Origin of the sequence: Nonomuraea sp. NPDC049419 (assembly GCF_040676995.1) — a bacterium.
Classification (GTDB): Bacteria; Actinomycetota; Actinomycetes; order Streptosporangiales; family Streptosporangiaceae; genus Nonomuraea; species Nonomuraea salmonea.
The window spans coordinates 107947-132528 of the sequence record NZ_JBFAQB010000024.1 but is presented as its reverse complement, the minus strand read 5'-3'; the positions used below and the strand labels follow the sequence as shown (position 1 = coordinate 132528).

General features: G+C 72.5%; 26 protein-coding genes. 10 read left to right on the top strand and 16 right to left on the bottom strand.

Features of this window, described 5'->3' with window-relative positions; translation table 11 throughout:
* Window positions 1-43: 43 nt before the first annotated feature.
* Together AB0K12_RS42315 and AB0K12_RS42310 are read right to left on the bottom strand one after the other, a co-directional pair.
* A complete protein-coding gene (locus AB0K12_RS42315; protein WP_364573860.1) occupies window positions 44-859 on the bottom strand; it encodes a helix-turn-helix domain-containing protein in 816 nt (271 codons plus the stop codon).
* A 29-nt stretch (window positions 860-888) separates the two neighbouring features.
* Window positions 889-1782, bottom strand: coding sequence for a TIGR03564 family F420-dependent LLM class oxidoreductase (locus AB0K12_RS42310; RefSeq protein WP_364573858.1), 894 nt, complete (start codon window positions 1780-1782; stop codon window positions 889-891).
* Window positions 1783-1874: 92 nt separating this feature from the next.
* Between AB0K12_RS42310 and AB0K12_RS42305 the strand changes: the two genes are divergently transcribed.
* Window positions 1875-2420, top strand: coding sequence for a TetR/AcrR family transcriptional regulator (locus tag AB0K12_RS42305; protein WP_364573856.1), 546 nt, complete (start codon window positions 1875-1877; stop codon window positions 2418-2420).
* An 82-nt stretch (window positions 2421-2502) separates the two neighbouring features.
* Here the strand turns inward: AB0K12_RS42305 and AB0K12_RS42300 are convergent, their stop codons facing one another.
* A complete protein-coding gene (locus tag AB0K12_RS42300) occupies window positions 2503-2949 on the bottom strand; it encodes a DUF1801 domain-containing protein (RefSeq protein ID WP_355431140.1) in 447 nt (148 codons plus the stop codon).
* A 52-nt stretch (window positions 2950-3001) separates the two neighbouring features.
* Entirely contained in the window at window positions 3002-3457 is a 456-nt protein-coding gene (locus tag AB0K12_RS42295; protein ID WP_364573853.1) for a carboxymuconolactone decarboxylase family protein, read from the bottom strand.
* A 175-nt stretch (window positions 3458-3632) separates the two neighbouring features.
* Between AB0K12_RS42295 and AB0K12_RS42290 the strand changes: the two genes are divergently transcribed.
* Both AB0K12_RS42290 and AB0K12_RS42285 read left to right on the top strand, forming a co-directional pair.
* A complete protein-coding gene (locus AB0K12_RS42290; protein ID WP_364573851.1) occupies window positions 3633-6107 on the top strand; it encodes a tetratricopeptide repeat protein in 2475 nt (824 codons plus the stop codon).
* A gap of 89 nt (window positions 6108-6196) precedes the next feature.
* Window positions 6197-7414 carry a cytochrome P450 gene (locus AB0K12_RS42285; protein ID WP_364573849.1) on the top strand — a complete coding sequence of 406 codons (1218 nt, stop codon included), beginning with the start codon at window positions 6197-6199 and terminating at the stop codon, window positions 7412-7414.
* Window positions 7415-7451: 37 nt separating this feature from the next.
* Here the strand turns inward: AB0K12_RS42285 and AB0K12_RS42280 are convergent, their stop codons facing one another.
* The 5 genes from AB0K12_RS42280 to AB0K12_RS42260 all read right to left on the bottom strand — a co-directional run bounded on the left by AB0K12_RS42280 (window position 7452) and on the right by AB0K12_RS42260 (window position 11821).
* Window positions 7452-8705 carry a cytochrome P450 gene (locus AB0K12_RS42280; RefSeq protein ID WP_364573884.1) on the bottom strand — a complete coding sequence of 418 codons (1254 nt, stop codon included), beginning with the start codon at window positions 8703-8705 and terminating at the stop codon, window positions 7452-7454.
* Between the two features lie 53 nt (window positions 8706-8758).
* The gene (locus AB0K12_RS42275; protein WP_364573847.1) at window positions 8759-9367 is read right to left on the bottom strand and encodes an ATP/GTP-binding protein; all 609 of its coding nucleotides are present in this window, start codon (window positions 9365-9367) and stop codon (window positions 8759-8761) included.
* Complete coding sequence (locus AB0K12_RS42270) at window positions 9348-9722, bottom strand: DUF742 domain-containing protein (RefSeq protein ID WP_364573845.1); 375 nt, start codon at window positions 9720-9722, stop codon at window positions 9348-9350. Before AB0K12_RS42270 ends, AB0K12_RS42275 begins: the two co-directional genes overlap by 20 nt.
* Window positions 9719-10135, bottom strand: a complete 417-nt coding sequence (locus AB0K12_RS42265; protein ID WP_364573843.1) for a roadblock/LC7 domain-containing protein — start codon at window positions 10133-10135, stop codon at window positions 9719-9721. The genes AB0K12_RS42270 and AB0K12_RS42265 overlap by 4 nt, the downstream gene beginning before the upstream one ends.
* A gap of 114 nt (window positions 10136-10249) precedes the next feature.
* A complete protein-coding gene (locus AB0K12_RS42260) occupies window positions 10250-11821 on the bottom strand; it encodes an ATP-binding protein (RefSeq protein WP_364573841.1) in 1572 nt (523 codons plus the stop codon).
* A gap of 748 nt (window positions 11822-12569) precedes the next feature.
* Between AB0K12_RS42260 and AB0K12_RS42255 the strand changes: the two genes are divergently transcribed.
* Complete coding sequence (locus tag AB0K12_RS42255) at window positions 12570-13343, top strand: SigB/SigF/SigG family RNA polymerase sigma factor (protein WP_364573839.1); 774 nt, start codon at window positions 12570-12572, stop codon at window positions 13341-13343.
* A gap of 23 nt (window positions 13344-13366) precedes the next feature.
* Here AB0K12_RS42255 and AB0K12_RS42250 read toward each other — a convergent pair whose 3' ends face one another.
* From AB0K12_RS42250 to AB0K12_RS42235, 4 genes are read right to left on the bottom strand one after another with little or no spacing between them, the layout of a single operon-like run.
* A complete protein-coding gene (locus AB0K12_RS42250) occupies window positions 13367-13882 on the bottom strand; it encodes an XdhC family protein (RefSeq protein WP_364573837.1) in 516 nt (171 codons plus the stop codon).
* Between the two features lie 41 nt (window positions 13883-13923).
* Window positions 13924-14715, bottom strand: a complete 792-nt coding sequence (locus tag AB0K12_RS42245) for a MerR family transcriptional regulator (protein WP_364573835.1) — start codon at window positions 14713-14715, stop codon at window positions 13924-13926.
* Between the two features lie 15 nt (window positions 14716-14730).
* Entirely contained in the window at window positions 14731-16089 is a 1359-nt protein-coding gene (locus AB0K12_RS42240; protein ID WP_364573833.1) for a serine hydrolase domain-containing protein, read from the bottom strand.
* 60 nt (window positions 16090-16149) lie between these two features.
* Window positions 16150-16467: a winged helix-turn-helix domain-containing protein gene (locus AB0K12_RS42235; protein WP_364573831.1), complete on the bottom strand. Its 318-nt coding sequence runs from the start codon at window positions 16465-16467 to the stop codon at window positions 16150-16152.
* Window positions 16468-16687: 220 nt separating this feature from the next.
* Here AB0K12_RS42235 and AB0K12_RS42230 point away from each other — a divergent pair, with 220 nt between their 5' ends.
* Complete coding sequence (locus tag AB0K12_RS42230; RefSeq protein WP_364573829.1) at window positions 16688-17053, top strand: STAS domain-containing protein; 366 nt, start codon at window positions 16688-16690, stop codon at window positions 17051-17053.
* A 2-nt stretch (window positions 17054-17055) separates the two neighbouring features.
* Here the strand turns inward: AB0K12_RS42230 and AB0K12_RS42225 are convergent, their stop codons facing one another.
* Window positions 17056-18216, bottom strand: a complete 1161-nt coding sequence (locus tag AB0K12_RS42225; protein ID WP_364573827.1) for a DUF3500 domain-containing protein — start codon at window positions 18214-18216, stop codon at window positions 17056-17058.
* 293 nt (window positions 18217-18509) lie between these two features.
* Between AB0K12_RS42225 and AB0K12_RS42220 the strand changes: the two genes are divergently transcribed.
* Window positions 18510-18791: a hypothetical protein gene (locus AB0K12_RS42220; RefSeq protein ID WP_364573825.1), complete on the top strand. Its 282-nt coding sequence runs from the start codon at window positions 18510-18512 to the stop codon at window positions 18789-18791.
* Here AB0K12_RS42220 and AB0K12_RS42215 read toward each other — a convergent pair.
* Complete coding sequence (locus AB0K12_RS42215) at window positions 18728-19957, bottom strand: phospholipase D-like domain-containing protein (RefSeq protein ID WP_364573823.1); 1230 nt, start codon at window positions 19955-19957, stop codon at window positions 18728-18730. The two genes, AB0K12_RS42220 and AB0K12_RS42215, sit on opposite strands and share 64 nt — an antisense overlap.
* Window positions 19958-20131: 174 nt before the next feature.
* Complete coding sequence (locus AB0K12_RS42210) at window positions 20132-21061, bottom strand: squalene cyclase (protein WP_364573821.1); 930 nt, start codon at window positions 21059-21061, stop codon at window positions 20132-20134.
* A 105-nt stretch (window positions 21062-21166) separates the two neighbouring features.
* Between AB0K12_RS42210 and AB0K12_RS42205 the strand changes: the two genes are divergently transcribed.
* The 4 genes from AB0K12_RS42205 to AB0K12_RS42190 all read left to right on the top strand — a co-directional run bounded on the left by AB0K12_RS42205 (window position 21167) and on the right by AB0K12_RS42190 (window position 24573).
* Window positions 21167-22036 carry an alpha/beta hydrolase gene (locus AB0K12_RS42205; protein ID WP_364573819.1) on the top strand — a complete coding sequence of 290 codons (870 nt, stop codon included), beginning with the start codon at window positions 21167-21169 and terminating at the stop codon, window positions 22034-22036.
* Window positions 22037-22309: 273 nt separating this feature from the next.
* The gene (locus AB0K12_RS42200) at window positions 22310-22729 is read left to right on the top strand and encodes a hypothetical protein (protein ID WP_364573817.1); all 420 of its coding nucleotides are present in this window, start codon (window positions 22310-22312) and stop codon (window positions 22727-22729) included.
* Window positions 22726-23064 carry a transcriptional regulator gene (locus tag AB0K12_RS42195; RefSeq protein ID WP_364573815.1) on the top strand — a complete coding sequence of 113 codons (339 nt, stop codon included), beginning with the start codon at window positions 22726-22728 and terminating at the stop codon, window positions 23062-23064. The genes AB0K12_RS42200 and AB0K12_RS42195 overlap by 4 nt, the downstream gene beginning before the upstream one ends.
* 207 nt (window positions 23065-23271) lie before the next feature.
* Entirely contained in the window at window positions 23272-24573 is a 1302-nt protein-coding gene (locus AB0K12_RS42190) for a pyridoxamine 5'-phosphate oxidase family protein (RefSeq protein ID WP_364573813.1), read from the top strand.
* Window positions 24574-24582: the final 9 nt, after the last annotated feature.

The window sequence follows — 24582 nt, the reverse complement described above, 5'->3', positions numbered from 1 at the left end:
GGCAGCGTGGCCTGGCGGCGGTGCGGCCGTCTTGCACGAATGTTCAGGCGGTCCTGTAGGCGGTGCCGTCGACCGACCAGAGCGGGTCGGCGGCGATCGCTCCTGGGGTGCGGCCGGTGAAGGCGAGCACGTCGCGGTGCAGGTGGGACTGGTCGGTGTAGCCGAGCTCGGCGGCGACCTCGGCGACGCCGCGCGCGGTGGCGAGCCTGCGCAGCGCCCGGTCGAAGCGGACGATCATCGCCGCCCGCTTCGGCGGCACGCCGATCTGCGCCGTGAACCGGCTCCAGAACCGGGTGCGGCTCCACCCGTAGCGGGCGGGCAGCGCGCCGATCGGCACCTGTCCGTGACCGGCCTTGATGCGCCGCCAGGCATCGGCCACCTCGGGGTCGAGGCGGGCCGTCGTCCGGTCGCGCCGGGCGAGCGCCGCGCCGACCAGCGCGAAGCGTTCGTCCCACGAGCGGGTCTCGATGAGCCGCGCCCGCAGCAGGGCCGCCTCGTGGCCCCACACGTCGGCGAGGTCGATCGGCGCGCCGTTGAGCTCGGCGGGCGGCACCCCGAGCAGGGCGGGCGCGACCGCGAGGTCCACCTGCAGCTCGACGCAGTCGACGCCGCGCCCGGCGATGCGGGCCGGCGCCGGCGCCAGGCCCGTGACGATGCCGCCCTCGACCCTGCCGGTCAAGGGTTCGAGGCTGCCGTCGGTGCAGTCGATGACGATCGCGACGGCGGGACCTGGCGGTACGCGCTCCTCGAACGTCCCGCCGGCCAGGTCGCGGAAGCCCGCCATCAGGACGCCGGGGATCGCGCGGGCCGGGGCGGCCACCTCCCAGGTGCCGTGCCGACGGACGCCGGGTGCTGCCATGAGGCGAGCCTACGTCCGCGCGGACGGGGTCAGCGGCTGAAGAACGCGAAGGTGCGGGCCTGCTCCTCCGGGGTGCCCATCGGGATGATCGTCAGGTCGGTGGCGCCGGCCGACGCGAACCTCTCGACGCCCTTCTCCACGTCGCTCTCGTCCCCGGCGATGAGCAGCTCGTGCACGCCCGACAGGCCCTGCCGGTCGAGCACGGCGCGGTAGGCGGCGAAGTCGCCGGTGAAACCCACCTGCGCCTGGATCTCGCCGCGCACCCGGTCGGGGTCGGAGGTGATGCAGACCATGGCGGAGGCGACCACGCGCGGCGCGGGCCGGCCGGCCGCCTCGGCGGCGGCGGTGATGCGGGGCACGATGTAGTCGCCGATGAGCGGGGCGCCCACCCAGGTGAGGATCGTGCCGTCGGCCAGCTCGCCGGCGACGCGCAGCATCACGGGGCCGAGCGCGGAGATCAGCACGGGCGGGGGCTCGGCGCCGGGCGCGGGGATCTGGCCGGTGACCGACAGCGTCTCGCCCTGGAAGTCGACGGGCTCGCCGCGCAGCAGCGGGCGCAGGGCGGTGAGGTATTCGCGGATGTGGACGGCCGGGCGCTCGTACGGCACTCCGTACATGGCCTCCACGAAATGCTGGTGGCTCGGGCCGAGGCCGAGGGTGAAGGTGCCGCCGCTGATGGCGTTCGCGGCGAGGGCCTGCTCCGCCATCGCGTACGGGTGCCTGGCGTAGGTGATGGCCACGCCGGTGCCCACCTCCATGCCGGGGTTCAGCCGGCCGGCCAGGCCCGCCACGCTGATGGCGTCGAGCGAGGCATATTGGTTGAAGAAGGCGCTCTCGAAGCCGGCTCTGCGGGCGGTGCCCACCTGCTCCAGCAGGGTGTCCAGGTCCGCGCCGCCGGTGGCCAGGGCGATGCCCAGTTTCATGTTGGCCTTCCTAACGTGAAGAGGAGATTCCGGTTCCGTTCTTGTACGGTACACTAACCTGAATCCAGGATTCACGTTAAGGGGATGGACGGATGATGCGGGCCGATGCGCGGCGCAACCGCGAGCGCATCCTGATGACGGCGCTCGAACTGTTCACCGAGCGCGGGCCCGGCGTCTCGATGGAGGAGATCGCCCAGACCGCCGGCTTGGGCGTCGGCACCCTCTACCGCCACTTCCCCGACCGCCGGGCCATGGTGGAGGAGCTGGCGGAGATCACGCTGGAGGGCCTGCGGACGCACATCCGCAGCCGGCTGGAGGAGCAGCCGGAGACGTACTGGGCGCTGCTGCTCGACGTGATGAACTACTGCGCCTGGCAGCCGCTGGCACTGATCGCGTCGCTCGCCGGGTCGGCGCCGGTGCCGCCGTCCTGCGCGAAGCTCTGGGACGAGGTCAGCGAGCTGCTGGCGGAGATCGCCGGGCGGGCGCAGCAGGAAGGCTCGGTGCGCCGCGACCTCACCCCCGAGCAGGTCGTGGACGTGCTGTACACCACCGTCTGCCGCCCCGCCTCGCGCCTCGACGACCCGCTCACCACGGTCGTCCTCGACGGCCTGCGGGCCAAGGCTCGCCAGGAGCCGTAGCCGCCCACCGGCCGGAAGCCTTCGAGACGCCGCCGGCGGAGCGGCGCCCGGCTCCGCACGAGCCGGGCCGCTCGCGGGGCGGTCAGCCGGCCGCGCGCCGGATGAGCTCGGCGATCCGCTCCTCAGTGCCGGCGTCGAGCCCCGTCAGCGCGTAGGCAGAGGGCCACATGACGCCGTCGTCGAGGCTCGCGGCGTCGTTGAAGCCGAGGGTCGAGTAGCGGGTCTTGAACTTCGACGAGGGCTGGAAGAAGCAGACGACCTTGCCGTCCCTGGCGTAGGCGGGCTGGCCGTACCAGAGCTTGGAGGTCAGGTGCGGCGCGTTCTCCTTGACGATGGCGTGGATGCGCTCGGCCAGCTCCCTGTCGCCCTCGGGGAACTCGGCGATCTTGGCGAGCACGTCGGCCTCGCCGTCGGCCTTGGCCTTCGAGCCGCGCCGCGCCGCCTTCTTCAGCTCCTGCGCGTGCTCCTTCATCGCGGCGCGCTCTTCCTCGGTGAAGCCTTCGTAGCTCGTGGTGCTCTTGGTGGCCATGACAAGGGGTCCTTTCTGAACAGATATGAGAAGTGAGAGACAGTATGGAGGCTCAGCCCCACGCGCCCGCGATCTGGCGGGTGCTCGCGTTGAGCCGGTTGAACAGGTTGGTGACGCCGACCATCAGGATGATCGCGGCGAGCTGCTGCTCGTCGAAGTAGGTGGCGGCGCGGTCCCAGACCTCGTCGCTTACCCCGTCGGCCCGGTCCGCCAGCCGCGTGGCGGCCTCGGCCAGCGCGAGCGCGGCCCGCTCCTCGTCGGTGAAGTACGGCGCCTCCCGCCAGGCGGCGACCGTGGCCAGCCGGTCCTCGTCCACGCCTGCCTTGCGGGCGGTCTTCACGCCGGCGTCGACGCAGGCGCTGCACCCGTTGATCTGGCTGGCCCGCAGGTGCACCAGCTCCAGCGTGGTCGCGTCGACGCCGCCCGAGTGCACGGCCTTGAACAGCGCCTGGATGCCGTCGGTCGCGCCGGGGAGGACGAAGGCGGGGTTCTTCATTCGGGGCTGCATGATGGTTCCTTTCCGGTTGCCGGCCCCGTCGGCCGGGGCGATGACTCCATCACAGCCGTACCGGCGTCCCGGCACGATGCCCGTGGGACACCGTGGGACAGCCGCGGCGGCGTTGGCCTGCGGAGATCCGTTCCGCTAGATTTGCCGCGCGATGGGACAGAAAGGCGGTCATACGGTGCATCAGCGGACGACGGCGGACCCCAGGGACGAGCTGGCCGCCCGGCTGCGGCTCATCCAGGAGCTGTCCCAGCGGGGCGTGCGTGCTCTCGCCCGCGACACCGGGCTCAGCTCCTCGTCGCTGTCGCGCTACCTCTCCGGCCAGTCGGTGCCACCGTGGCCCGCCGTGGTGGAGCTGTGCCGGCTGGTCAAGCGCGACCCGCGCCAGCTCCGGCCGCTGTGGGAACGCGCCACCAGCCCGCTGCCCGCCCCGCCGAAGGCCACCCGCCAGGTGCAGCCGCCCGCACCGCCCGCCGGCGCCCCGCAGACGCCGCGCAACGACCTGCCGCGCGACGTGCCCGACTTCACCGGGCGGCAGGAGCAGCTGGCCGCCGTGCTCGCCGCCGTGGAGGCCGGCCGGGTGGTCTCCATCGACGGCATGGCGGGCGTCGGCAAGACCTGCCTCGCGGTGCACGCCGCGCATCAGCTCGCCGCCGACTATCCGGACGCGCAGCTCTACATCGACCTGCACGGCTTCACCGAAGGCCGCGAGCCGCTCGGCCCCGACCCCGCGCTGCGCACGCTGCTGTCCGCGCTCGGCGTCGCCTCAGAGAAGATCCCGCAAGAGGGCGGCATCGAGCCGCTGGCCGCCTGCTGGCGGGCCGAGCTGGCCGGGCTGCGCGCGGTCGTGGTGCTCGACAACGCCGCCGACGCCGAGCAGGTACGCCCGCTGCTGCCGGGCGCGGGCCCGTCCGTCGCGCTGGTCACCAGCCGCAACCGGCTGCTGGGCCTGGAGGAGGTGCCGCCGGTCTCGCTCGGCGTGCTGACGCCTGAGGAGAGCGCCGAGCTGCTGGCCCGCGCCAGCGGCGACCCGGCGGGTCCCGGCGGGCGGCTGGCGCGCGACCCCGAGTCGGCGGCCGAGGTGCTGCGCATGTGCGGGCACCTGCCGCTGGCGCTGCGGCTGGCCGGCGCGCGGCTGCGGCACCGTCCAGGCTGGACGGTGGGGGTGCTGGCCGAGCGCCTGGCGGAGGGCGGCAGCGAGTTCGACACCGCGCTCGCGATGTCCGTACGCCAGCTCGACCGGGCACAGCGCCGGCTGTTCCGGCTGCTCGGCCTGCTGTCCGGGTCGTCCTTCGACGAGTACGTGGCCGCCGCGCTGTCCGGCCTCCCGCTGCGCGACGCCCGCACGATGCTGGAGGACCTGCTGGACGCCCACCTCGTCCAGCAGCCCTCCGCAGGCCGCTACACCCTGCACGACCTGGTGCACCAGCACGCACGCCGGGCCTGCGAGGAGCAGGACTCCCCCACCGACCGGCAGCAGGCGCTGCGCCGGCTGCTCGACTACTACGTGCACGCGGCCGCCGCCGCCGACGCGGCCATGCCGTACGCCTCCGGCAGCCGCCCCGCCACCGCGGGCCCGCCCCCGGCCGCGCTGCCCCGCCTCACCGGCAAGCACGCCGCGCTCGCCTGGTTCACCACCGAGTACCCCAACCTGATGGGCGCCTTCGAGCTGGCGATCGCCACCGGCGCCGACGCCCACGCCTGCGAGCTGCCGCGCTTCATGCGCGCGTTCTTCGCCCGCCGCTGCGGCACGACCCACCTCAACCTGCTGTTCGAGCGGGCGGTGCCGGCCGCCGAGCGGCTGGGCGACCCGTGGCAGCTCGCCGAGGCGCACAGCGACCTGGGCTTCGCCCGCTACAACGCGGGCCGGATGGCCGAGTCGGCGGCCGCGTACGAGGCGGCGGCGCCCCTGGTGGCCCAGGCGGGCGACCTGCGCTCCCAGGCCGACCTGCTCATGCGCCGCGGCTACCTGAGCTGGGAGGACGGCAGGGGCGACCCGCCGCTCACGCTGTTCGGCCAGGCCCGCGAGCTGTACGAGCGGGCCGGCTGCGCGGAGGGCGCGGCGCACGCCACCGCGTACGAGGCGTGGGCGATGCTCCAGCTCGGCCACCGCGAGGAGGCCGCGAGGCGGGCCCGCGAGGTGCTGGCGGTCGCCTACGACGACCCCGCCTGGCCGGCCGGGCTGACCGCGCTGATCACGCTCGGCATGGCCCTGGCCGACGAGCGGCCCGACGAGGCCGCCGAGCACCTGCGCCGCGCGCTCGACCTGGCCCGCGGCGACGGTCACCGGCACAACGAGGCGTGGTGCCTCAACTGCCTGGGCGTCGCGCTGCGCCGCATGGGACGCCACGAGGAGGCGCTGGCCAGCCACCGGCAGGCGTTCGCGCTGCTGGACGAGCTGTTCGAGGAGCAGTGGAAGGTGCACTTCCTCGACGGGTACGGCGAGACCTGCCGGCAGGCCGGGCTGCCCGGCGAGGCGCTGCGGCTGCACCGCCAGGCGCTCGACCTGGCCGCGCGGATGGGCCACCGGCACAAGGAGGCGCTGGCCCACGAGGGCATCGCGGCGGTGCTGGCCGACAGCGACCCGGCCGCCGCGGCCGAGCATCGCGCGGCGGGCGAGGCGATCAGGCAGGACCTCGAACTCGGCGCCTGAGTCACCCCGGGGACTCTGTACCGTACGGGGGCCGCGACCTAGGGTAAAGGGCGGCCCTGCCGGTAACGACCGCGTAGCGAGGGAGCGTCATGACCGCGCCTGTCAACACGCCCGACATCCTCTCCACGGAGTTCATGGCCGACCCGTACTCCGCCTACCGCGTCCTGCGGAACGAGGCGCCACTGCTGTGGCACGAAGGGATGCAGAGCTACATCATCTCGAGATACGAGGACGTCGAGCGTGCCTTCAAGGACGAGGTGTTCACCACCGCCAACTACGACTGGCAGCTGGAGCCCGTACACGGGCGCACGTTCCTGCAGATGAGCGGCCGCGAGCACGCGGTGCGCCGGGCGCTGGTGGTGCCCGCGTTCCGCGGCGCCGAGCTGCGGCGCACGTTCCTGCCGGTCATCGAGCGCAACGCGCGCGAGCTCATCGACGGCTTCCGGCACGCGGGCGAGGCGGACCTGGTGGCGCAGTTCGCCACCCGCTTCCCCATCAACGTCATCGTCGACATGCTCGGCCTCGACAAGGCCGACCACGACCGCTTCCACGCCTGGTACACCTCGATCATCGCCTTCCTCGGCAACCTCAGCCAGGATCCCGGCGTCACCGAGCGGGGGCTGCGCACCCGTGCGGAGTTCGCCGCGTACCTGATCCCGATCGTCCGGCAGCGGCGCTCCCAGCTGGGCGACGACCTGCTGTCCACGCTGTGCCGGGCGGAGATCGACGGCACCAGGATGAGCGACGAGGACATCAAGGCGTTCTGCAGCCTGCTGCTGACCGCCGGCGGCGAGACCACCGACAAGGGCATCGCCAGCCTGTTCGCGCAGCTGCTACGCCACCCCGACCAGCTCGAAGCCGTGCGGCGCGACCGGAGCCTGATCGCGCGGGCGTTCGCCGAGACGCTGCGTCACTCGCCGCCGGTCCACATGATCATGCGGCAGCCGGCCCAGGACGTGAAGCTGAGCGGCGGGGTGGTACCCGCGGGCAGCACGGTGACGTGCCTGATCGGCGCCGCCAACCGGGACGAGGAGCACTACGCCGACCCCGACGCGTTCGACATCTTCCGCCGCGAGCTGGACGAGTCGACCGCGTTCTCGGCCGCTGCCACGCACCTGGCGTTCGCCTTGGGGAGGCACTTCTGCGTGGGCGCGCTGCTGGCCAAGACCGAGGTCGAGGTGGCGGCGAACCAGCTCCTCGACGCCATGCCCGACCTGCGGCTCGCCGACGACTCCGAGCCGGGCGAGCAGGGCGTCTTCACCCGCGGCCCGGCCTCGCTGCGGGTCCGCTTCACCCCCGCCGCCTGACGGGCGCGCCGCCTGATCATCGCGGCGCCGGGCGGTGCTACGCGCCGCGCCGCCCGGCCGCCGCAGGCACCAGCGGCAACGTCGGCGTGAACACCACCGGCAGCCCGAACAGCCCGCGCATCCACAGCGACGGCCGCCACCGCAGGTCCTTGGCCGCCACCGCCAGCGTCACGTCGGGCAGCCGGTCCAGCAGCACCTCCACGGCCGTCCGCGCGATGATCTCGGCCAGCTCCGGCGCCGGGAACGGGCAGCCGTGCTCGCCGTGCCCGAACGACATGTGCGCCCGGTTGGTGCTGGAGTCGCTGTGGGTGCCCGGCTGCACGTTCGGGTCGGTGTTGGCCGCCGAGAAGCCGAGCACCAGCAGGTCGCCCTTGCGGATGCGGCGCCCGCCGAGGTTGCAGTCCTGCACCGCCCAGCGGCCGATGAAGTTCTGGGTGGGGGTGTCCTTCCACAGCACCTCGTTGAGCGCCTGCGCGGCGCTGCTGCGCCCGCCCTGCAGCGTGACCGAGAACTCGTCGTCGACCAGCATCAGCCGCAGCGTGTTGCCGATCCAGTTGCTGGTGGGCGCCTGCGCGGCGGCCATCACCACCAGCAGGTCGATGACGATCTCGTCGTCCGACAGCCGGGCCGGGTGGGCGAGCAGCGCCGACGGCACGTCGGGGCCCGGGCGGGCGTGCTTGTCGGCGACGAGCTGCGCCATCCTGGCGTGCAGGCGCTGGTGGGCGGTGACGGCGTTGTCGCCGACGTCGAGGGAGTCGAAGACGTCCTGCACGAGCGCGGGGATGTCGCCGTCGGGCAGGCCGTACAGGCGGGCCACGATGCGGGCGGGGATCTGGTAGGCGTACTGGGTGATCAGGTCGGCGCGGCCGTCGCCGGCGAAGGCGTCGATCAGCCGGTCGGCGACCTGCTCGCAGGTGGCGATCAGGTCGATGCGGTTGACCGCGTCGAGCGCGTCGCCGATGGCGCCGGCCCGCCGCTGGTGCTCGCCGCCCTCGGCGTACATGACCGAGGGGGTCCAGCCGACGTACGGCATCAGCGGCCAGTCGGCGGGCAGCCGGTCGTAGATGTTCCAGCGGCGGCAGTCGCGGCCGAACCACTGCGGGTTGGCCGTGATGTGGTGCACCTCCCGGTAGCCCAGCACGAACCAGGCCGGCAGGTCGCCGTCGAGCAGCACCGGCACGACGCTGCCCTGCCGGCGCAGCTGCTGGTAGAGCGTGCCGGGGTCCTCGGCGACGGCCGGCCCGTACAGCCGCACGGCGTCGGCGTGCTCGGGGTAGCCGGCGGCGAGCACCGGGTCGGCGCTGTGGCCGGTGGACGGGTAATGCTCGGGCGGGGAAAGGTCGGTCACGGCGTGCTCTTTCTCGGCGATGGGGCATGCAGGCACAGCAGGTGCCGGACGAGGGTGATCAGGACGTTCTTGCACGATTCGCGGTCGCGGGCGTCGCAGTCGAGCAGCGGCACCTCGGCGGGCAGCGTCAGCGCGTCGCGGATGCGGTCGAGCCCCGGGCCCGGCCCGAACCGGTTGACGGCCACCACGAACGGGGCGCGGTGGGCTTCGAGCCGGTCGATGGAGTACCACGAGTCCTCCAGCCGGCGGGTGTCGGCCAGCACGACCGCACCCAGGCTGCCGCTGAACAGCTGGTCCCACAGGAACCAGAACCGCTGCTGGCCGGGCGCGCCGAACAGGTAGAGCACCCGGTGCGCGTCGAGCGTGATGCGGCCGAAGTCGAAGGCCACCGTGGTGGAGCGCTTGCCGGTGACCCGGCTGATGTCGTCGATGCCGGCCGCGGCCTGCGTCATGATCTCCTCGGTGCTGAGCGGCCTGATCTCGCTCACGGCGCCGACCATGGTGGTCTTGCCCACGCCGAACCCGCCGACGATCACGATCTTGAACGCGTCGGTCGCGGTGGCCGGCAGCGATGTGCCCGGCTCGTCAAAGGTTGCGGAGTCCAATGAGCACCTGCTCCAGGGTTGCGATGTCGGGGACCGAGGCCCGCGCCGCGACCGGGTGACGGGCGGTGATCCGGCCGTTGTCCAGCAGGTCGCACAGCAGGATCTTCACCACGCTGACCGGCAGGGCGAGCCGGGCGGAGATCTCCACCACGGCCACCGGCCGCCGGGCCATCCGCAGGATCCGCACGTGCTCCGACTGCATCCCGGGCCGGGGATCGCCTTCGGCGACGATGAGGGTGACCGTGTCGAACGCGTCGGTGCCCGCGTGCGCGCGGCCTCCGGTGATGGTGTAGAGCCGGTCGGGGATCTCCTTGTCCAGCGCGCGCCCGCGCCCGGGCGGGCGGCGTCCGGTCATGCGTGACCGCCCTTGTGCGCGGGCTCGCGCGGCGGCGCGGTGAGCAGCCGGCCGATCTGCTCGACCACCTCGTTCATGTTGTGCGCGACGACGCCGACGTCGGCGTCGTCGCTCGCCACCACGGCGAGGTGCGCCCCCTCACCGGCCGGCACGACCACGAGCATGCCGCCGCCGAACTCCAGCAGCGCCTGCCCGAACCCGCTGCGGTCGCCGAACTCGCCCGAGGCGGCCAGCCCGAGGCTCTGGATGCCGGCGGCGATGGCTGCGAGCTGGTCGGCCTGGTCGGGATGGAGGCCGGGCGCGCCGGACATCGCCAGCCCGTCGCGCGACAGCACCAGCACGTGCCTGATCCCTGGGGTGTTGTCGCGCAGGTCGCCCAGGAACCAGCCGAGGTCGTGCTCGGCGGCACTCAAGGAATCTCTGGAGCTCATAGGTACGGCGGGGCTCGCGGGCGTGCCCCTTGCCTCCCATCGGTGATCGCGGCTGCGGGGAAGAGGTGAGGGTGGTGGGCCCGGCACTGCGGGTCGTCACGTCAGGTCGTCGTCCGCCGGGGACGTCCGCTGCCTGCGGAAGGCGGCCAGCCGGTCGGCGGCGGCCTGCGGGTCGCGCATCCGCGCCGTCGGCTGGGCGGGCAGCGGCTGCGCGGTGGCGAGGGTGCCGCCGCGCGGCCTCTTCGGCAGGTACGCGTCCGGCCCCTCGCCGGGCGGCGGCGCGGCGTGCCGGGCGGTCGCGGGCTCTTCGGCGCGCGAATCGAGGCGGCCCGGCGCGTCGTCGTCGACCGGCGGGTAGACGACGAGCTGGCGGGCGATCAGGACAACCACGCCGATGCCACCCCTGGCCGAGGGACGGAAGCTGACCGTCAGTCCGTATTTGCCGGCCAGGCGGCCCACCACGGCCAGGCCGAGCCGGGTGCCCGACAGCGTGGTCAGGTCGAGGGGGCGGCTGATCAGGCTCTCGGCCAGGCGGCGCTCGCGGGTGCGCATGCCGAGGCCGCTGTCCTCGATGGTGACCACCACGCCGGCGTCCTCCTCCTCGACGTACACGTGCACGGCGGTGCCGGGCGGCGAGAACTTGGCGGCGTTGTCGATCAGCTCGGCGAGCGCGTGGATGACGCCCTCGGCGGCGTAGCCGACGACCGCGGCGGTGCTGGTGGAGTGGAGCTGGACGCGGCGGAAGGCGCCGATGCGGCCGGCCGCGCCGCGCAGCACGCTCTCCATGGAGATGGGCTTGGTCCAGCGGCGCCCGGAACGGCCGCCGCTCAGCAGCGCGATGTTGTCGGCCAGGCGGCCCATCTGGGAGATGCGGTGGTCCATCTCCAGCAGGTGGGCGAAGACGGCCTCGTGCTCGCCGTACTCGTCCTCCAGCTCGCGCAGCCGGCCCAGCAGGCCGGTCACCTGGGCCTGGATGCGGGCGGCTGCCTCGGCGCAGGACGCCATCGCGGCGGCGCCCTGGCGGTTGCCGTCCTCCAGCTCGCGGGCGATCTCCTCCCACAGCCGCTGCACCGCCTTCTGGCTGGGCTGCAGCTCGTCGGGCAGCGCCGGCTCGCCCACGCCCTTGCCCGCGTGCAGCCGGGCGAGCAGGGCGGGCAGCTGCTCGTCCGCCAGCCTGCCCAGCTCGGCCTCCATGGCGGTGCAGGCGGCCACGGCGGCGGCCCGCCGCTGCCGCTCTCCCTCGACGGTCTGCGCCAGCGACTGCACCAGCGCCTGGGTGGCCGGGTGGGACGGCTGGCCCATCTCGGCGAGCACGCCTGGCACGGTCGCGCCGTTCCTGATGCGGTGGCCGAGCGCGGGCAGGATCTCGTGCGTCAGGCGTTTCAGCTCCTCCTGCAGCAGGCTCGTGGCGGCGTCGGTACGGCGCAGCCGGTCGCGCGACTCGCGTGCGGTCGTCGCGCAATAGGCGGCGACCGCGACCGCGATCGAGAACAGCGCGACGGCGCCGCCACTGCCCACCCCCACGAGCGTCCTGCCTTCCGCGGGGATCCGGGTGATGAGCCAGCCGCAGGCGGTGCTGGAAATGAGCGCCGCCGCGAGAAAGTACAGCAGGGCCCGCCCCATGGGCGAGGTCTGGAACCGCGGGCGTTTGGAGGCGTGTACTGACATCAATCAGGTCCTCGTGGGGTGTTGACGGCCAGGCACCGCAGGCGCATCGACCTGCCGATGCGGGGGACGGCAAGCCTTCATCTCGGATGTGCCGCGCGGTACTGTCCGCACGGGATCAGGTACAAACCGTAGCATCCCTGCAAATGGCGTGGACCCCTTAACGGCATTTCTTCAACGCCGATCCCAGGGAATGCATCATCGTCGAATGTCATTCACATTCCCCGCCATTCCATATGGCCTGCGGCAGCGTTTATGAATTTCTTTCGCTTTCCTCGCGAGGGCTCTTGAAGGGTCGCCATTCTGGGATATTCCGGGCATTTCAACCAAGATCATTCACTTCTTGGCGAAAATCTTGTCAATAAGCGGGCGTGGCTGGTGTGAGCCTTGGTGCTTCAGGGAACAACACCGTGCGGCGCCGCCCCTCTGCTCACGCACGGGAAGGGGGCGGCGCCAAACCCCCCACGCCAGGGCGTCCGCACGCCCGCCCGCGCCCTCGCGCCCGACATCCACCCGAGCCGCCCCGCTCCCGCTCGGCACCGGCCGCCCACCTCGCTCCCAGCCAGTCGAGCCTCGACAGAGACCTAGTCGTGACCTTTTCGTTATCAACTTTGGGTGATTAGCGGGGGATTTGCGGGCATCCTTGATCTCGAAGTCCAGCAGAGGGCTTCGTCACACGCGAAACTCAGCGTGCCTCTGCCTGGGCTTTTTGTGTTCTCAGGCGAGGCCGCCGCACCTTCTGGAGCAGCAGATGCCCGTCCTGAACCCCGCACTCGAGCAGTTCACCGCCGAAGAGCTCCTCGTCGAGCTGGCCGACCCCCAGATCTCCGAACTGCACGCCGTCCGCATCCGCGAGCGCCTGGTGGAGATGCACGAGGGACTGGTCAACGAGGTCACCCGCCGCTACCGCTACCGCGGTGAGCCGATGGAGGACCTGCGCCAGGCCGCGTACGTGGGCCTGATGAAGGCCGTCAACGGTTACGACCCCGAGCTCGGCCACGAGTTCAGGGGCTACGCCATGATCACGATGATGGGCGAGGTCAAGCGCCACTTCCGCGACCGTACGTGGGCGATCAGGGTGCCGCGGGTCTACCAGGAGCGGCGCATCGAGCTCAACAAGGCGACCGCCGAGCTGACCCAGACCCTGGGCCACTCCCCGACCGTGGCCGAGCTGGCCGCGAAGATGGGCATCTCGGAGGAGGACGTCCTGCTCGCGCTGGAGGCCTCCACCGCGTACAGCACGCTCTCGCTGGACGCCCCCGTCAACAGCGGCGACGACGACGCGGCCGAGCTGAGCGACTTCCTGCCCGCGCAGGACGAGTCGCTCAACACCCTGCTCGACAAGCACGCGGTCAAGCCGCTCATCGACGCCCTGCCGGCCCGCGAGAAGAACATCCTGCTCATGCGCTTCTACGGCAACATGACGCAGTCGGAGATCGCCAAAGAGTTCGGCATCTCCCAGATGCACGTCTCCCGCATCCTGCGGGCCGTGCTGACCCAGCTGCGCACGGCCCTGTCGGAGTGAGGGCCGCCGCCGGCGTCCAGAAGTCAGAAGGTGAAGCCGCCAGGGCGGCCGTTGCGGTCGGCGATCAGCCCCGCCACGGTCGCCAGGGCGATCTCGGGAGGGGTGCGCGAGCCGATGTTGAGCCCGATCGGCCTGTGCACCCTGGCGATCTCCTGCGGCGCCACGCCCAGCTCGGTCAGCGCCCGTACGTGCGGGCCCTCATGGCGTGGGCTGCCCATGATCCCGATCCATCGGGCCGGAGACTTGAGCAGGTCGCGCAGCACGGGCCCGATCTCGTCGCGGTGGTGGTCGGTGAGCACGACGTCGCAGGTGGCGTCGATGACGTCGTCCAGCCGGGCCACCGCGGGACGGTCGCCGGGATGCCGCCCCGGGTCGGGCTCGAAGAGCACCGTACGGAAGCCCAGCTCGTCGCCGAACCGCAGCAGATGCCCGGCCACGGGAGAGGCGAAGACGGCGACCAGCGTCCGGCCGGCCTCCGCCGCGGGGCTCGCGCCGTGGGCGACGTCGCAGGCCGGGTCCTCGTCGTGGATGTGCGTCATACCGGCAGTCTGACACGGGGCACGCGGCCAGGGGAGGCCGCTCAGCCCGGGGTGTCGCCTCCGGATGGGTTCACCCGTTCCAGGCGGGTCCAGCCGGTCCAGCCACGCCGCTTGAGCAGCTCGATCAGCCGGCGGGCGGGCGGCGCCGCGTCGAAGGCCAGCGTGTCCATCAGATGGACGAGCTGCGGTTCGAGCCCGCCCTCACCCAGATGCTCGGCCCCCTGCTCGTCGGCCAGCTCGGCGATGAACCCGGCCAGCTCGTCGGCCACCGCGACCAGCCGGGGATCGTCGCCGGTGTGATCGAGCGCCCGGCCCAGGGCGAGGTAGAAGCCGATGAGCCGGGGATCGGCGAGCTGCTCGTGCTTGCGCGCCATCCACCGCTCGACCCGTTCCGGTGAGTGCGCGGCCAGCAGGATCCACCCGTCGCGCTCGACCTGCACGATCCGCTCGTCCACGCCGAGCGCCCGCAACCGGTCGAGGACGGCCACCACGCCGGCCGGCAGCGCCAGGCTGTCGCCCGCCGCGAGCCGCGCGATCCGCTCGCGGTGCCGCTGCCGCTGCCTGATCTCGGCACGCAGCTGCCGGTCGATGTCGGCGACCGCCGCCGCGAACTCCTCGTCGCCAGCCCGCAGCAGCTCGCGGACGCGGGCCAGCGGCACCCCCGCCTCGGCCAGCGTCCTGATCCTGATCAGCTCGACCACGGCGGCGGCGTCGTACCTGCGGTAGCCGGAGCGGTCGCGGCGCGGCTCCGGCAGCAGGCCCTTGGCGTGGTAGTGGCGCACGGCCCGCACGGTCACCCCCGCGTACGAGGCCAGCTCACCGATGGTCAGCACCCGGCCAGTCTCCCATCACCCGACTTTGCGGGCCGCCCGCATGCCGGTGTAGACGTACGGGGTGCCGTCGGGCAGGGTGCCGAACACCAGCGGCAGCCAAGGCACGGCGACCGGCCCGAGCCCCGGCATGGCGAGCACGCTGTCCGACACCGGCACCAGGTCGGCCTCGATCGGCGCGGCGAAGCCGGCGTTGCCGCCGGTGAGCAGCCAGCGCACGCGCGGCCGTCCGTCCCGCTCGGTGATCGTGATGCGCACGCCGGCCCGCTCGTACGTGCCGGTCAGCGGCCCCACCTCGATCTCGGCCGGGTGCGGATCGGGCGCGAACAGGCCGGGCATCCGCACCCCCGCCAGCTCGCCGAGCAGTTCCTGGAACAGGCCGGCGAACAGCTCGCCCGCCAGGCCCCCGTTCGTCAGCAGCGCGGCGGCGACTCCGCTGCCGGGCACCACCCGCAGGTAGGAGAACTGGCCGAGCGCCGCCCCGTCGTGGCCGAAGCCGGTGACGCCGTCCCAGTCGTACAGCGCCCACCCGTGCCCCCAGGCGTCGGCCATGAACGACCACGTGTCCAGGCACTCGACGGCCCGGCTGCGCATGAGGGCGGCGGATCCGGCCGACAGCACGGGCGTACCGCCGTCGAGGTGGGCCCGCGCGAACCGGACGAGGTCGCCGGCGGTGGCGAGGACGCGCCCCGACGGCCCCGCCGAGCGGGGCAGCAGGTCCCACACCGGCGCGGGCTCCGGCCAGGCGCCCGGCTCGCCGAGATGGCTCATCGCGCTACGGAAGCGCAGCGCCTCCTCCGGCAGCGTCATCGTGTGCTCCAGGCCGAGCGGCTCCAGCACCCGCTCGCGCAGGGCCGCGTCCCAGGTCCGGCCGGTGAGCACCTCGACGACGCGGCCGAGGAGGGCGTACCCGGTGCTGCTGTAGGAGATGACGGTGCCGGGCGGGCAGTCCTGGCCCGCCTCCGCGCAGGCCGCCGCGTAACGGGCGAGGCAGTCGTCGCCGCGGCCGGTGTCGAGCGTGAAGTCGCCGGCGATGCCGCTGGTGTGGGTGAGCAGCTGCCCGATCGTCACGCCGCGCGTGACGTCCGGGTCGGCGACGGCGAAGCCGGGCAGCACGTCGGCCACCCTCGTGTCCAGGCTCAGCAGCCCGGCGTCGGCGAGCTGCAGCACCAGCGTCGCGGTGTAGACCTTGGCGATGGAGCCGGCCTGGAACACCGAGTCGGCGGTCGCCGCCACGCCGGTCCCCCGGTGCAGCACGCCGCTCGCCAGCTCGTGCAGCTCGCCGTCGGCCAGCACTGCGAGCGTCGCACCCGGCACGTGGTGGCGGGCGCGCAGCGTGTCGAGCCGGTCCTGCCAGTACGCATGATCGAATCCCATGGCGCCCCCTGATCGTGGTCGTGGTGGCGACCATGGTGCAGGGTTGACGCAGGGTCAGGGTCAACCCTCGGGTTTGCTCAGGTCGTGATCCATGAGGATGTCGATGAGCAGGCGGACGGGCAGGCCGGCCTCGGTCGGGTAGCGGAAGTGCTGCTCCAGGTTGAGCCGGTAGTGGTTGCGCCGGCCGATGCGCTCGCGCTGCACGTAGCCGGCCTCATAGAGGTCGGAGACGATGTTCTGGACGGCGCGCTCGGTGATGCCGATCCGCTCGGCGATGTCCCTGAGCCGCAGCTCGGGGTCGCGGGAGATCTCCACCAGCACGCGGGCGTGGTGCGTGAGGAACGTCCAGGTGGACCGCCGGTTGTCCGCGGCGCTCAATGCCTCTCCTGCGATCTCTCCGCCTGGGTGGGGGCGGTACGAGAACCCTTGTGGCAAAGATCTTATGACGAAAAGCCTTTCCTGTAACCAGGTTCGGCCGTAGCGTCTTAGACACAGGCGGCAGCCGCCGCGTCAGTGCCGTGTTCTCTTGGAGGTCTCCTGCCGTGTTCGCCGCTCACGCTCGTCCCCCGGTCCGCTGAACACCGCTCGCGAGACCGAGGTGTCTCCTCTCACCGTCCACCGCCGGCCCTCGACCTTCGGCGTGCTCATCGCCGTGTCCGGCGAGCTGGACGCCACCAACGCCGACCGCCTGGAGTCGTTCGCCGGCCGTGAGCGCATGCCCGGCCGGCCGCTCATCCTCGACCTGGACGGGCTGACCTTCATGGACAGCACGGGCCTGCACGTGCTGCTGCGCGTGCACGCCGACGTGCGCCAGGAGGGCGGGACCCTGCACCTGGCCGCCGTGCAGGACCTGCCCGCCCGGATGCTGCAGCTCACCGGAGTGTGGGACATCCTCAACATCCATGCCGACGTGCACGAGGCCGCCATGGCCCTGGCCACCGGCCGCTTGCGCCGCCTGTCCTGACCCTAGGGCTGGTGCTGGTGCGGCAGGCCGGACCGGTGCGCGGCGAGCAGGTCGAGCCCGAAGTCGCCGTCCGGGTCGCGCCACACCGAGTGCGCGTGGTTCGCGCCGCGCTGCGTGTTGTCGTACTCGATGAGCAGGCGCGGCCCCGACAGCCGGTAGTAGTGCGGCTGCCCCGGCTCGACGGCGCCCGCCCAGCCGAAGTGCACCTGGTCGAGGTGGTCGTCGGCGAGGTAGTGGCGCCGGTACGCCGCCGCCACCGGCTCGGGTGCGCGGCCGGTGTAGGCGTCGAGCAGGGCGCGCAGCACTTCGCGCTGACCGGCGGTCAGATCGGCGGCGGGCAGCCCGCGCGGCTCGCGGGTGAGCGCCATCGCCGCGTGATCCTCCTCGGTGTAGCCGGAGCCGCGCTCGGCGATCTCGTCGATCCTGGCGGCCTGCGCGGCCAGCCGCGGCTCCCGCAAGGGGCCGCGGAACAGCTCGGGGACGCGGATCATGCGGTCGCCAGGGCGGACGCGGGCGCGGTTGCCCGAGACGATGTCGGAGATCGCGCGCGGGTGCAGCAGGGCCCGCGCCCGCTCCTCGCGGCCCAGGCAGGTCATGAGGTCGCGGGCGAGGTCCTCCGTACCGCCGAGCGGGCGCAGCGTGCCGCCGGGCAGCGGCGCCGTGGCGGGGTCGGCGCCCAAAAACGACGGGGTCGCGGCGGCGACCGTGCCGTCGTGGATCAGCACGTTCACCGACAGGTGGTGGCCGCCCACCCGCCAGCCCCACACGCGCTCGCCCGGCCGGCCGAAGACGCGCACCCAGTACAGGCCGGGGTCGCGGCCCCGCTCCCTGCCCCAGTCGGTGCCCCAGCCCTCCACCGCGTCGAGCACGTTCTCCAGGCCGATCACGGTGCAGGCCGTGACGTACGCGGGCCGGCTCAGGCCGGTCGCGAGCAGCCGCATGACCAGGCGCTGCCGCCGGGGGTCCAGCTCGTTCAGCGGCACGCCGCCGTGGTCGGTCGGCGTGTAGAACCAGCGGACGCGCTCCTCCTCCACGTCCTGGTCGCCGAACGGGGCCAGCATCGCCCGGGCGGCCAGCTCCTGGGGCAGCCCGTCGAGCAACTCGGCCGCGACGGCCGCCATCTCCGACACCAGCTCGCGTTCGGCGTCCTTCTCTGTCTCCATCGCGTCCATCCTGTCATCAAGCATGATCGGTACACGGGTATCCGATGGGAAGGGAGCGACCGTGCTGGATGGCACGGCGCTGCCGCTGGTCGCCGGGGTGTCCGCGCCCCGCTTCGCGGGTCAGGCCCCGGTGTGCCGATCGTCGTGCAGGACCACCCGCTGACGTTCTCCGTCGTCATGTCGCCCGCCGTGCCGCGGCGCATCGCCGTGGAGGCGCCGGCGTTGGTGATGCTCAAGCACGAGGGCTGGCCGGGCCTGGAGAAGATCAGCGCGCGGCGGAGGCGGCGGGTGAGATGTCGCGCCTCTCCCTCCCGTGCGGCAACGGTTGCCTGTTCCCCGACCTGGAGCTGGGCCGCGGCGCCGACGGCACGATGACCGGCTGCTGCTTCCCCGAGCTGCTCGTGGACGGCGTCCGCCTCGCCGGCGAGGGGCGGGCGGACGACGTCCACGACCTGTTCGACGCGCTGCGCAGGCTCGCCCGGCCCGCGGGCCAGGCTGCCCTCGTCGCCGGTCAGCAGCGGGCGGCGGTGCCGTTCCCGGCCGAGCGGATGCCGCTGCCGACGCGTACGGCGTAGTAGTTCGACCGGAACCGGTCGAAGATCGTGTTGTCCTCCAGCTGCAGCAGCGCCTCGTCGGCCTGGCGCAGGGAGTTCCAGCTCCAGTTGTGGCTGCCGGTCCAGACGATCTTCCGGTCCGGCACGCCGTAGTACTTGCCCTCCACGAGCAGGTACTTGGAGTGGATCCAGATCGGGTCGGCGGTGCAGTAATAGCGGACGTTGATCCCGTTGTACGCGCCCGTCGTCTTGACCAGCTCGTTCATCGAGGACACCTCGGAGGCGCTGTCCTTGTTGTAGTTGACCGCCACCTCGACGTAGCAGCCCGCCCTGTCGAGGGCGAGCAGTTTCTGCGCCAGGTGCGTACGGCTGAAGATGCCCATCGCGACCCGCACGATCGTGCGGTGGGTGCCGTCCACCGTGCCGACCTCGCTGTTGCCGGTGCACGCCACGTGGTCGAGCACCGTGGTCAGGGTGTCCTCGGCCGGGTCGGTGGGGCTGCCGTCGCCCTCCTGGCGCGGGTAGAAGTGCACCTTGGCGGCGCCCGAGGTGACCGGCGTGCGGGTGTCGTAGTAGTTGTTGTCGACCCGGCGGTTCTTCAGGTCGGTGAAGTAGGCGGCGTAGGCGTTGTAGATGCCGGCGTTGCCGGCCAGCACCAGGGCGGAGTTCCAGCCTTTGAAGCCGTCGCGGCCGGTGTGCAGGTTGGCCGACGACTGCACCACGACGTTGTCGGTGCCGCCGGTGCGGGAGAACAGGAAGAACTTGTTGTGGTTCAGCGACTCCGACCCGTACAGCGGGCGGTCGCCGATGCAGCCACGGCCGCTCGGGCACACCAGCACCCACGAGCTCTGGCCGGTGTCGGTGCCGAGCGCTCCCGCCAGCGCGGCCTGGATGGCCGTGCCCGCCATCTTCTTGTCGAAGACGACCTGGACGTTACGGCCGGCGTTCTTGGCCGCGATCAGGGCGTTGGGGATGGTGGCGTCGGTGGCGTAGTACAGCGACACGCGGATCGTGGAGCCGGGGTCGGCGCCCTCGATGAGCTGCACGATCCGGTCCTGGATGGCGGCAGGGGCGCTGACCGGGTCGTTGAAGACGGCTTCGGTGGCGACGGCCGCGTGGGCGGGCGCCGTCGTCAGGGATAAGAGGGTGGCGGCGGTGGTGAGCAGGACGAGGAGGCGGCGGAACAACGGCTGTCCTTTCCCCGGCGACTATGAAGATCGCTTCCTGACGCTAGCAGCGCACGTCGCCGCCGGCACCGCGTTCACGCGAGGCGTTCGTGTTGCGCTTTCGCCTTCGTGCGGCGCTTTTGGCGGTGCTTTTGTGCGGTGCTCTTGTGCGGTGCTTTTGTGCGGGCGCGGTCCTCAGCTCTGCCACCAGGCGAGCACCCGGAGCGCGCGCAGGGTGTTCCAGCGGCTCGGCCGCCCGACGCCCTCCTCGTACGCGAAGTGCACACGTCCCGGATGGACCCGGTCGAGCGGCCAGCGGCCGTCGGGCTGCCGCTTCGCCCCGACGATCTCCACGGCCTCCGCCATCCGGGGGTCCGGCGCCGCCCCCGACCGGCGGAAGTAGTCGAGCGCGCGCAGCACGTCGTGCCGCCAGTAGTAGGGGAAGGCGAACTCCAGGAACGCCGGGTCGGCCACCTCGCCGGTGCTCCTGCGCCGGAACAGGCCGCGCTCCAGCAGGAACTCCTCCCCCGCGCGCCGCGCCTCCCGCACCTTCCCGTCGTCGGTCGCGCGCTCGAACTCGAGCAGGCCGTCCAGCACGCTGAGCGTGGTGTGGAAGGACGAGCGCACGGAGCCGTTCTCCGCCTCGCAGTTCCAGCCACCGTCCTCCAGGCGCTCGTCCAGCAGCCGCGCGACGATCGCCGAGACGTCCACCCCGAAGTAGGCGCCGGCCTCGACCGTCCTGCCGTTGATGCACGGTTCGACCTCGCCGTCGAAGTAGCGCTGCCCGGCGTGCTCCCACCGGCCGTGCTCACCGGCCAGCGCGACCGCCTGCCTGGCCTGCGGCGACTTGGGGTCAAGCCCGAAGATCTGCAGGGTCTGCAGGGTGTGCATGGTCGTCGTCCAGGGCTGACCCGGCTCGCCGCCGGCGTAGTCCTTGGGGAAGCAGGCGCCGCCGTCCCACATCCCGTCGGCGCCCTGCAGGGCCAGCAGCCTGGCCCCCCAGCCTTCTGTCGCCACGCGTTCCCGCTCGGCGGCGACCTCTTCCGGCGCGGCGCCGGTGAGGTCGCGCAGCACCTGCCAGCGGATGGCGGGGTCGGAGTCGAGCAACCAGCCGATCACGTCCATCGCCGCACCGTACGCCAAGCGGAGACCGGTATCAACGGGCATCCCGTACGCTGGGTGAATTCGGCCGCCCGGCACCGATGAGTTCTTCGAACAGTGGAGGTCTTCATGGGTATGACGACACACCTGCTCAAGACTGATGAAGTCGATCTGGCCTACGACGTCCACGGCCCGTTGCCGGCCGAGGGCGGGCACCGGCCGCTGTTCATGATCGGCCAGCCGATGGACGCCAGTGGGTTCAAGGCGCTCGCCGCGCGCTTCACCGACCGCACGGTGATCACCTACGACCCGCGCGGCCTCGGCCGCAGCGTCCGCAAGGACGGCCGCGACGACCACACCCCGCAGACGCAGGCGGGCGACGTCCACGCGATCATCGAGGCCGTCGGCGGCCCGGTGGACATGTTCGCCAGCAGCGGCGGCGCGGTGACCGCGCTGGCCCTGGTGGCCGCCCACCCCGGCGACGTGCACACCCTGGTGGCGCACGAGCCGCCGGTCCTGCCGCTGCTGCCCGACGCCGAGGCCGCCCTGCGCGCCCGCGCCGGGGTCAAGGAGGCGTACGACGGCAAGGGCTGGGGCGCCGGCATGGTGGCCTTCATGGGGATGACGTCGTGGCAGGGCGAGTTCACCGACGACTACTTCGCCCAGCCCGCGCCCGACCCCGCCACGTACGGCATGCCGACGGAGGACGACGGCTCCCGCGACGACCCGCTCCTGTCGGACCGCTCATGGGCGGTCAGCGACTACCGGCCCGACACCGCCGCCCTCCTCGCCGCCCCCACCCGCGTGGTGATCGCGGTCGGCGAGGAGTCGACCGGCATCCTCACCGCCCGCACCGCCGAAGCCCTCGCCACCCTCCTGGGCCAGAAGGCCACCGTCTTCCCCAGCCACCACGGCGGCTTCCTGGACGACGAGTTCGGCTACGCCGGGCAGCCCGACGCCTTCGCCGTCCGGCTCCGCGAAGTCCTCGACTCCGCCTGACCTCCGATCGCCCCAAGGGAGCCTCCTCCACCTGAGAGGAGGCTCCCCTTGGCACGGGCACGCGACGCTGCTTTCCCACTTCAGCCGAGCCACAGGGCGAGGGCCCTCCCCCTGGCGAAAGCCAGAAGCCGGGGCTCTCCCCGCCCCTGCCTGGGGAGGGCGGCTGCTTCTGAGCCGGACCGTGACCTCAACACCGCCTCGAAGCCCGTGCGTTGACTTTCCCCGTTGGAAAGTGATTGACTTTCCGCTATGGAAAGTCATAGTGCCGACGGCTTGGCCGCCATTGCGAGCGTGCGTGCGGCGCTGGCCGATCGGCTGGTCACGCCGTGGTGGTATCACCCCGGCTTCGCGGCGCTGCTGGGCGGATGCGTGCTCGCGCTCGGGCTCGGCGACGTCTTCGTCAAGATCGGCGGTTTCCTGCTGCTGATCGCGTGCAGCGCCCTGCTGGCCCGCGCTTATCGCCGGCTGACCGGTGTCTGGGTGTCCGGCTTCGAAGCCGGGCCCGCCGGCCGGTGGCTCGGCATGCTGGGCGTGCTCACCGGCCTGACGTTCGTCGGAGCGCTCGCGGCCGGGGCGGTGACCGGCCTGCAGTGGCTCGTGTGGTGCCTGGCCGTGATCGAGTTGGCCGGCACCCTCGTGCTGTGCCGGCGGTTCGACGCCGAGCTTCGCGCGGGCCTCAGGGCGGGCGCATGACCGGGCGGTTCGACGAGATCGTGCACGCCCCCAACCGCCTGCGCATCTGCGCCCTCCTCGCCGCGTCGTCCAGCGCCGAGTTCGGGATGCTGCGCGACGTCCTCGGCGTGGCCGACTCGGTGCTCAGCAAGCATCTCAAGGTGCTGCAGGAGGCCGGCTATCTGACGATCTCGAAACCGACCGGCCGGGGCCGGGTCCGCACCTGGGTGCGCCTCACGCCGGAGGGCCGCCGCGCCTACGCCGGCCACGTCGAAGCCCTCAAAGCCCTCTTCGACACCCCAGCCGAAGCGGCCTCGCCCGCCGAATCGTCCCCCGAGCCCGGACGACGCCGCTGACGATCACCCCCACCGGCGTCCCCGAGCCCGGACGACGCCGCTGACGATCACCTCCACCGGCCCCACTGCTACCGCGCTGCCCTGACCAGATCCGCCGGCGTGAGCGCATGGCGCGCCCCATGGGAGATGGGGCCGCTGTCGTGCTGCCCCACGCCCGGACAGCGTGACTCCACATCGTCCTGTCCATCCCGACCCCTGAGGTCTCTCATGACGAGCAACGCCATGCCTCCCACCGCCCGAAAGACGGCCACCGTCAAGAACCGGATCACGACGGCCGAGCAACTCGAAGCGATCATCGGACGCCCGTCCGCGATGGTACGGATGAAGGAACTCGCCGAACTGGACGACGCCTGCCGCGACATGCTGGCCGTCGCCTCACTCGCCGGCTTCGGCCACCTCGACGCCGACGGCCGCCCCCGGACGACGGTGATCGGCGGCTCGCCCGGCTTCGCCCGGCCCGAATCACCCACCCGCCTGGCCATCGCCACAGACCTGGACGTGACAGGGCCCGTCTCCTTCGTCTTCCTGATGCCCGGAGTAGGCGAGACCCTGCGCGTGAACGGCACGGTCGCCGACCGAACACCCGGCCATCTGGCCATCACCATCGAACAGGCATATGTGCACTGCGCCCGCGCGATCCTCCGCTCCCGCTTGTGGAGCCCCTCGGGCCAGCAGCGGCTCACCACCTCCGCCGGGCTGAGGGCGACCGCGATCACCACCGACGACCCACCGCCGCCGGGCAAGGACGCTCCCGGTCATCCGGCGGCTGACCGACCGCCAGAGGCCCTGGGCGATCACCTCCGGCCACCAGCCCAGGCAGGAGCCCCAGGGCAGCCGCCTGCGGATGCCGAAGGTCACGGCGGCCCGTTGTCAGAGCCCGGCGTTCGTGAGGTGCTGGCGGCGACGCCGTTCCTTGTCCTGTCCTCCTGGGACGGCAACGGGAGTAGTGACACGAGCCCGCGCGGCGACGTGCCCGGATTCGTACGAGTAGTGGACGGGCACACGCTCGCCATCCCCGACCGCCGGGGCAACAAGCGCGCGGACACCTCCCGCAACCTCCTCACCGACGGCCGGATCTCGGCAGCCGCGCTGGTGCCGGGGAGCACCGACGTCCTGCATCTCAACGGCACCGCCGTACCGACTGACGACCCGGACCTGCTGGCAGGCATGGCACAGGGCAGCGCCGTGCCCCAGCTCGCCCTCGTCGTCACCGTGGAACAGGCCGAGGTACGCCACAACCAGGCTCTGGCCGACGCCGACATCTGGGACGCGTCCGCACATGCCGACGACGCCACCCGCACCGAGCTGATGGCCTCGACGACGCGGCAACTCGCCGCGAAGACACCCGCCCTGCGCGGCCTCGCGAAGCTGCTCGCCGTCTTCGCGCGGCTGCTCCGGCGGGCCATCGACGCCACCTACCGGCGGGCCCTGCGCAAGGAGGGCTACGACCTGCCAGCCGCTCATACCGCGACCGGTGCCAGCGACCCGCACGAACGGCAGAACGACTGAGGCCGCGAA

What these genes read in the sequence shown, in the direction of transcription:
- AB0K12_RS42315 (WP_364573860.1), bottom strand. Translation starts at nt 859, where the DNA reads ATGGCAGCACCCGGCGTCCGTCGGCACGGCACCTGGGAGGTGGCCGCC.
- AB0K12_RS42310 (WP_364573858.1), bottom strand. Translation starts at nt 1,782, where the DNA reads ATGAAACTGGGCATCGCCCTGGCCACCGGCGGCGCGGACCTGGACACC.
- AB0K12_RS42305 (WP_364573856.1), top strand. Translation starts at nt 1,875, where the DNA reads ATGATGCGGGCCGATGCGCGGCGCAACCGCGAGCGCATCCTGATGACG.
- AB0K12_RS42300 (WP_355431140.1), bottom strand. Translation starts at nt 2,949, where the DNA reads ATGGCCACCAAGAGCACCACGAGCTACGAAGGCTTCACCGAGGAAGAG.
- AB0K12_RS42295 (WP_364573853.1), bottom strand. Translation starts at nt 3,457, where the DNA reads ATGCAGCCCCGAATGAAGAACCCCGCCTTCGTCCTCCCCGGCGCGACC.
- AB0K12_RS42285 (WP_364573849.1), top strand. Translation starts at nt 6,197, where the DNA reads ATGACCGCGCCTGTCAACACGCCCGACATCCTCTCCACGGAGTTCATG.
- AB0K12_RS42270 (WP_364573845.1), bottom strand. Translation starts at nt 9,722, where the DNA reads ATGACCGGACGCCGCCCGCCCGGGCGCGGGCGCGCGCTGGACAAGGAG.
- AB0K12_RS42260 (WP_364573841.1), bottom strand. Translation starts at nt 11,821, where the DNA reads ATGTCAGTACACGCCTCCAAACGCCCGCGGTTCCAGACCTCGCCCATG.
- AB0K12_RS42255 (WP_364573839.1), top strand. Translation starts at nt 12,570, where the DNA reads ATGCCCGTCCTGAACCCCGCACTCGAGCAGTTCACCGCCGAAGAGCTC.
- AB0K12_RS42250 (WP_364573837.1), bottom strand. Translation starts at nt 13,882, where the DNA reads ATGACGCACATCCACGACGAGGACCCGGCCTGCGACGTCGCCCACGGC.
- AB0K12_RS42240 (WP_364573833.1), bottom strand. Translation starts at nt 16,089, where the DNA reads ATGGGATTCGATCATGCGTACTGGCAGGACCGGCTCGACACGCTGCGC.
- AB0K12_RS42225 (WP_364573827.1), bottom strand. Translation starts at nt 18,216, where the DNA reads ATGGAGACAGAGAAGGACGCCGAACGCGAGCTGGTGTCGGAGATGGCG.
- AB0K12_RS42220 (WP_364573825.1), top strand. Translation starts at nt 18,510, where the DNA reads ATGTCGCGCCTCTCCCTCCCGTGCGGCAACGGTTGCCTGTTCCCCGAC.
- AB0K12_RS42210 (WP_364573821.1), bottom strand. Translation starts at nt 21,061, where the DNA reads ATGGACGTGATCGGCTGGTTGCTCGACTCCGACCCCGCCATCCGCTGG.
- AB0K12_RS42205 (WP_364573819.1), top strand. Translation starts at nt 21,167, where the DNA reads ATGGGTATGACGACACACCTGCTCAAGACTGATGAAGTCGATCTGGCC.
- AB0K12_RS42195 (WP_364573815.1), top strand. Translation starts at nt 22,726, where the DNA reads ATGACCGGGCGGTTCGACGAGATCGTGCACGCCCCCAACCGCCTGCGC.
- AB0K12_RS42190 (WP_364573813.1), top strand. Translation starts at nt 23,272, where the DNA reads ATGACGAGCAACGCCATGCCTCCCACCGCCCGAAAGACGGCCACCGTC.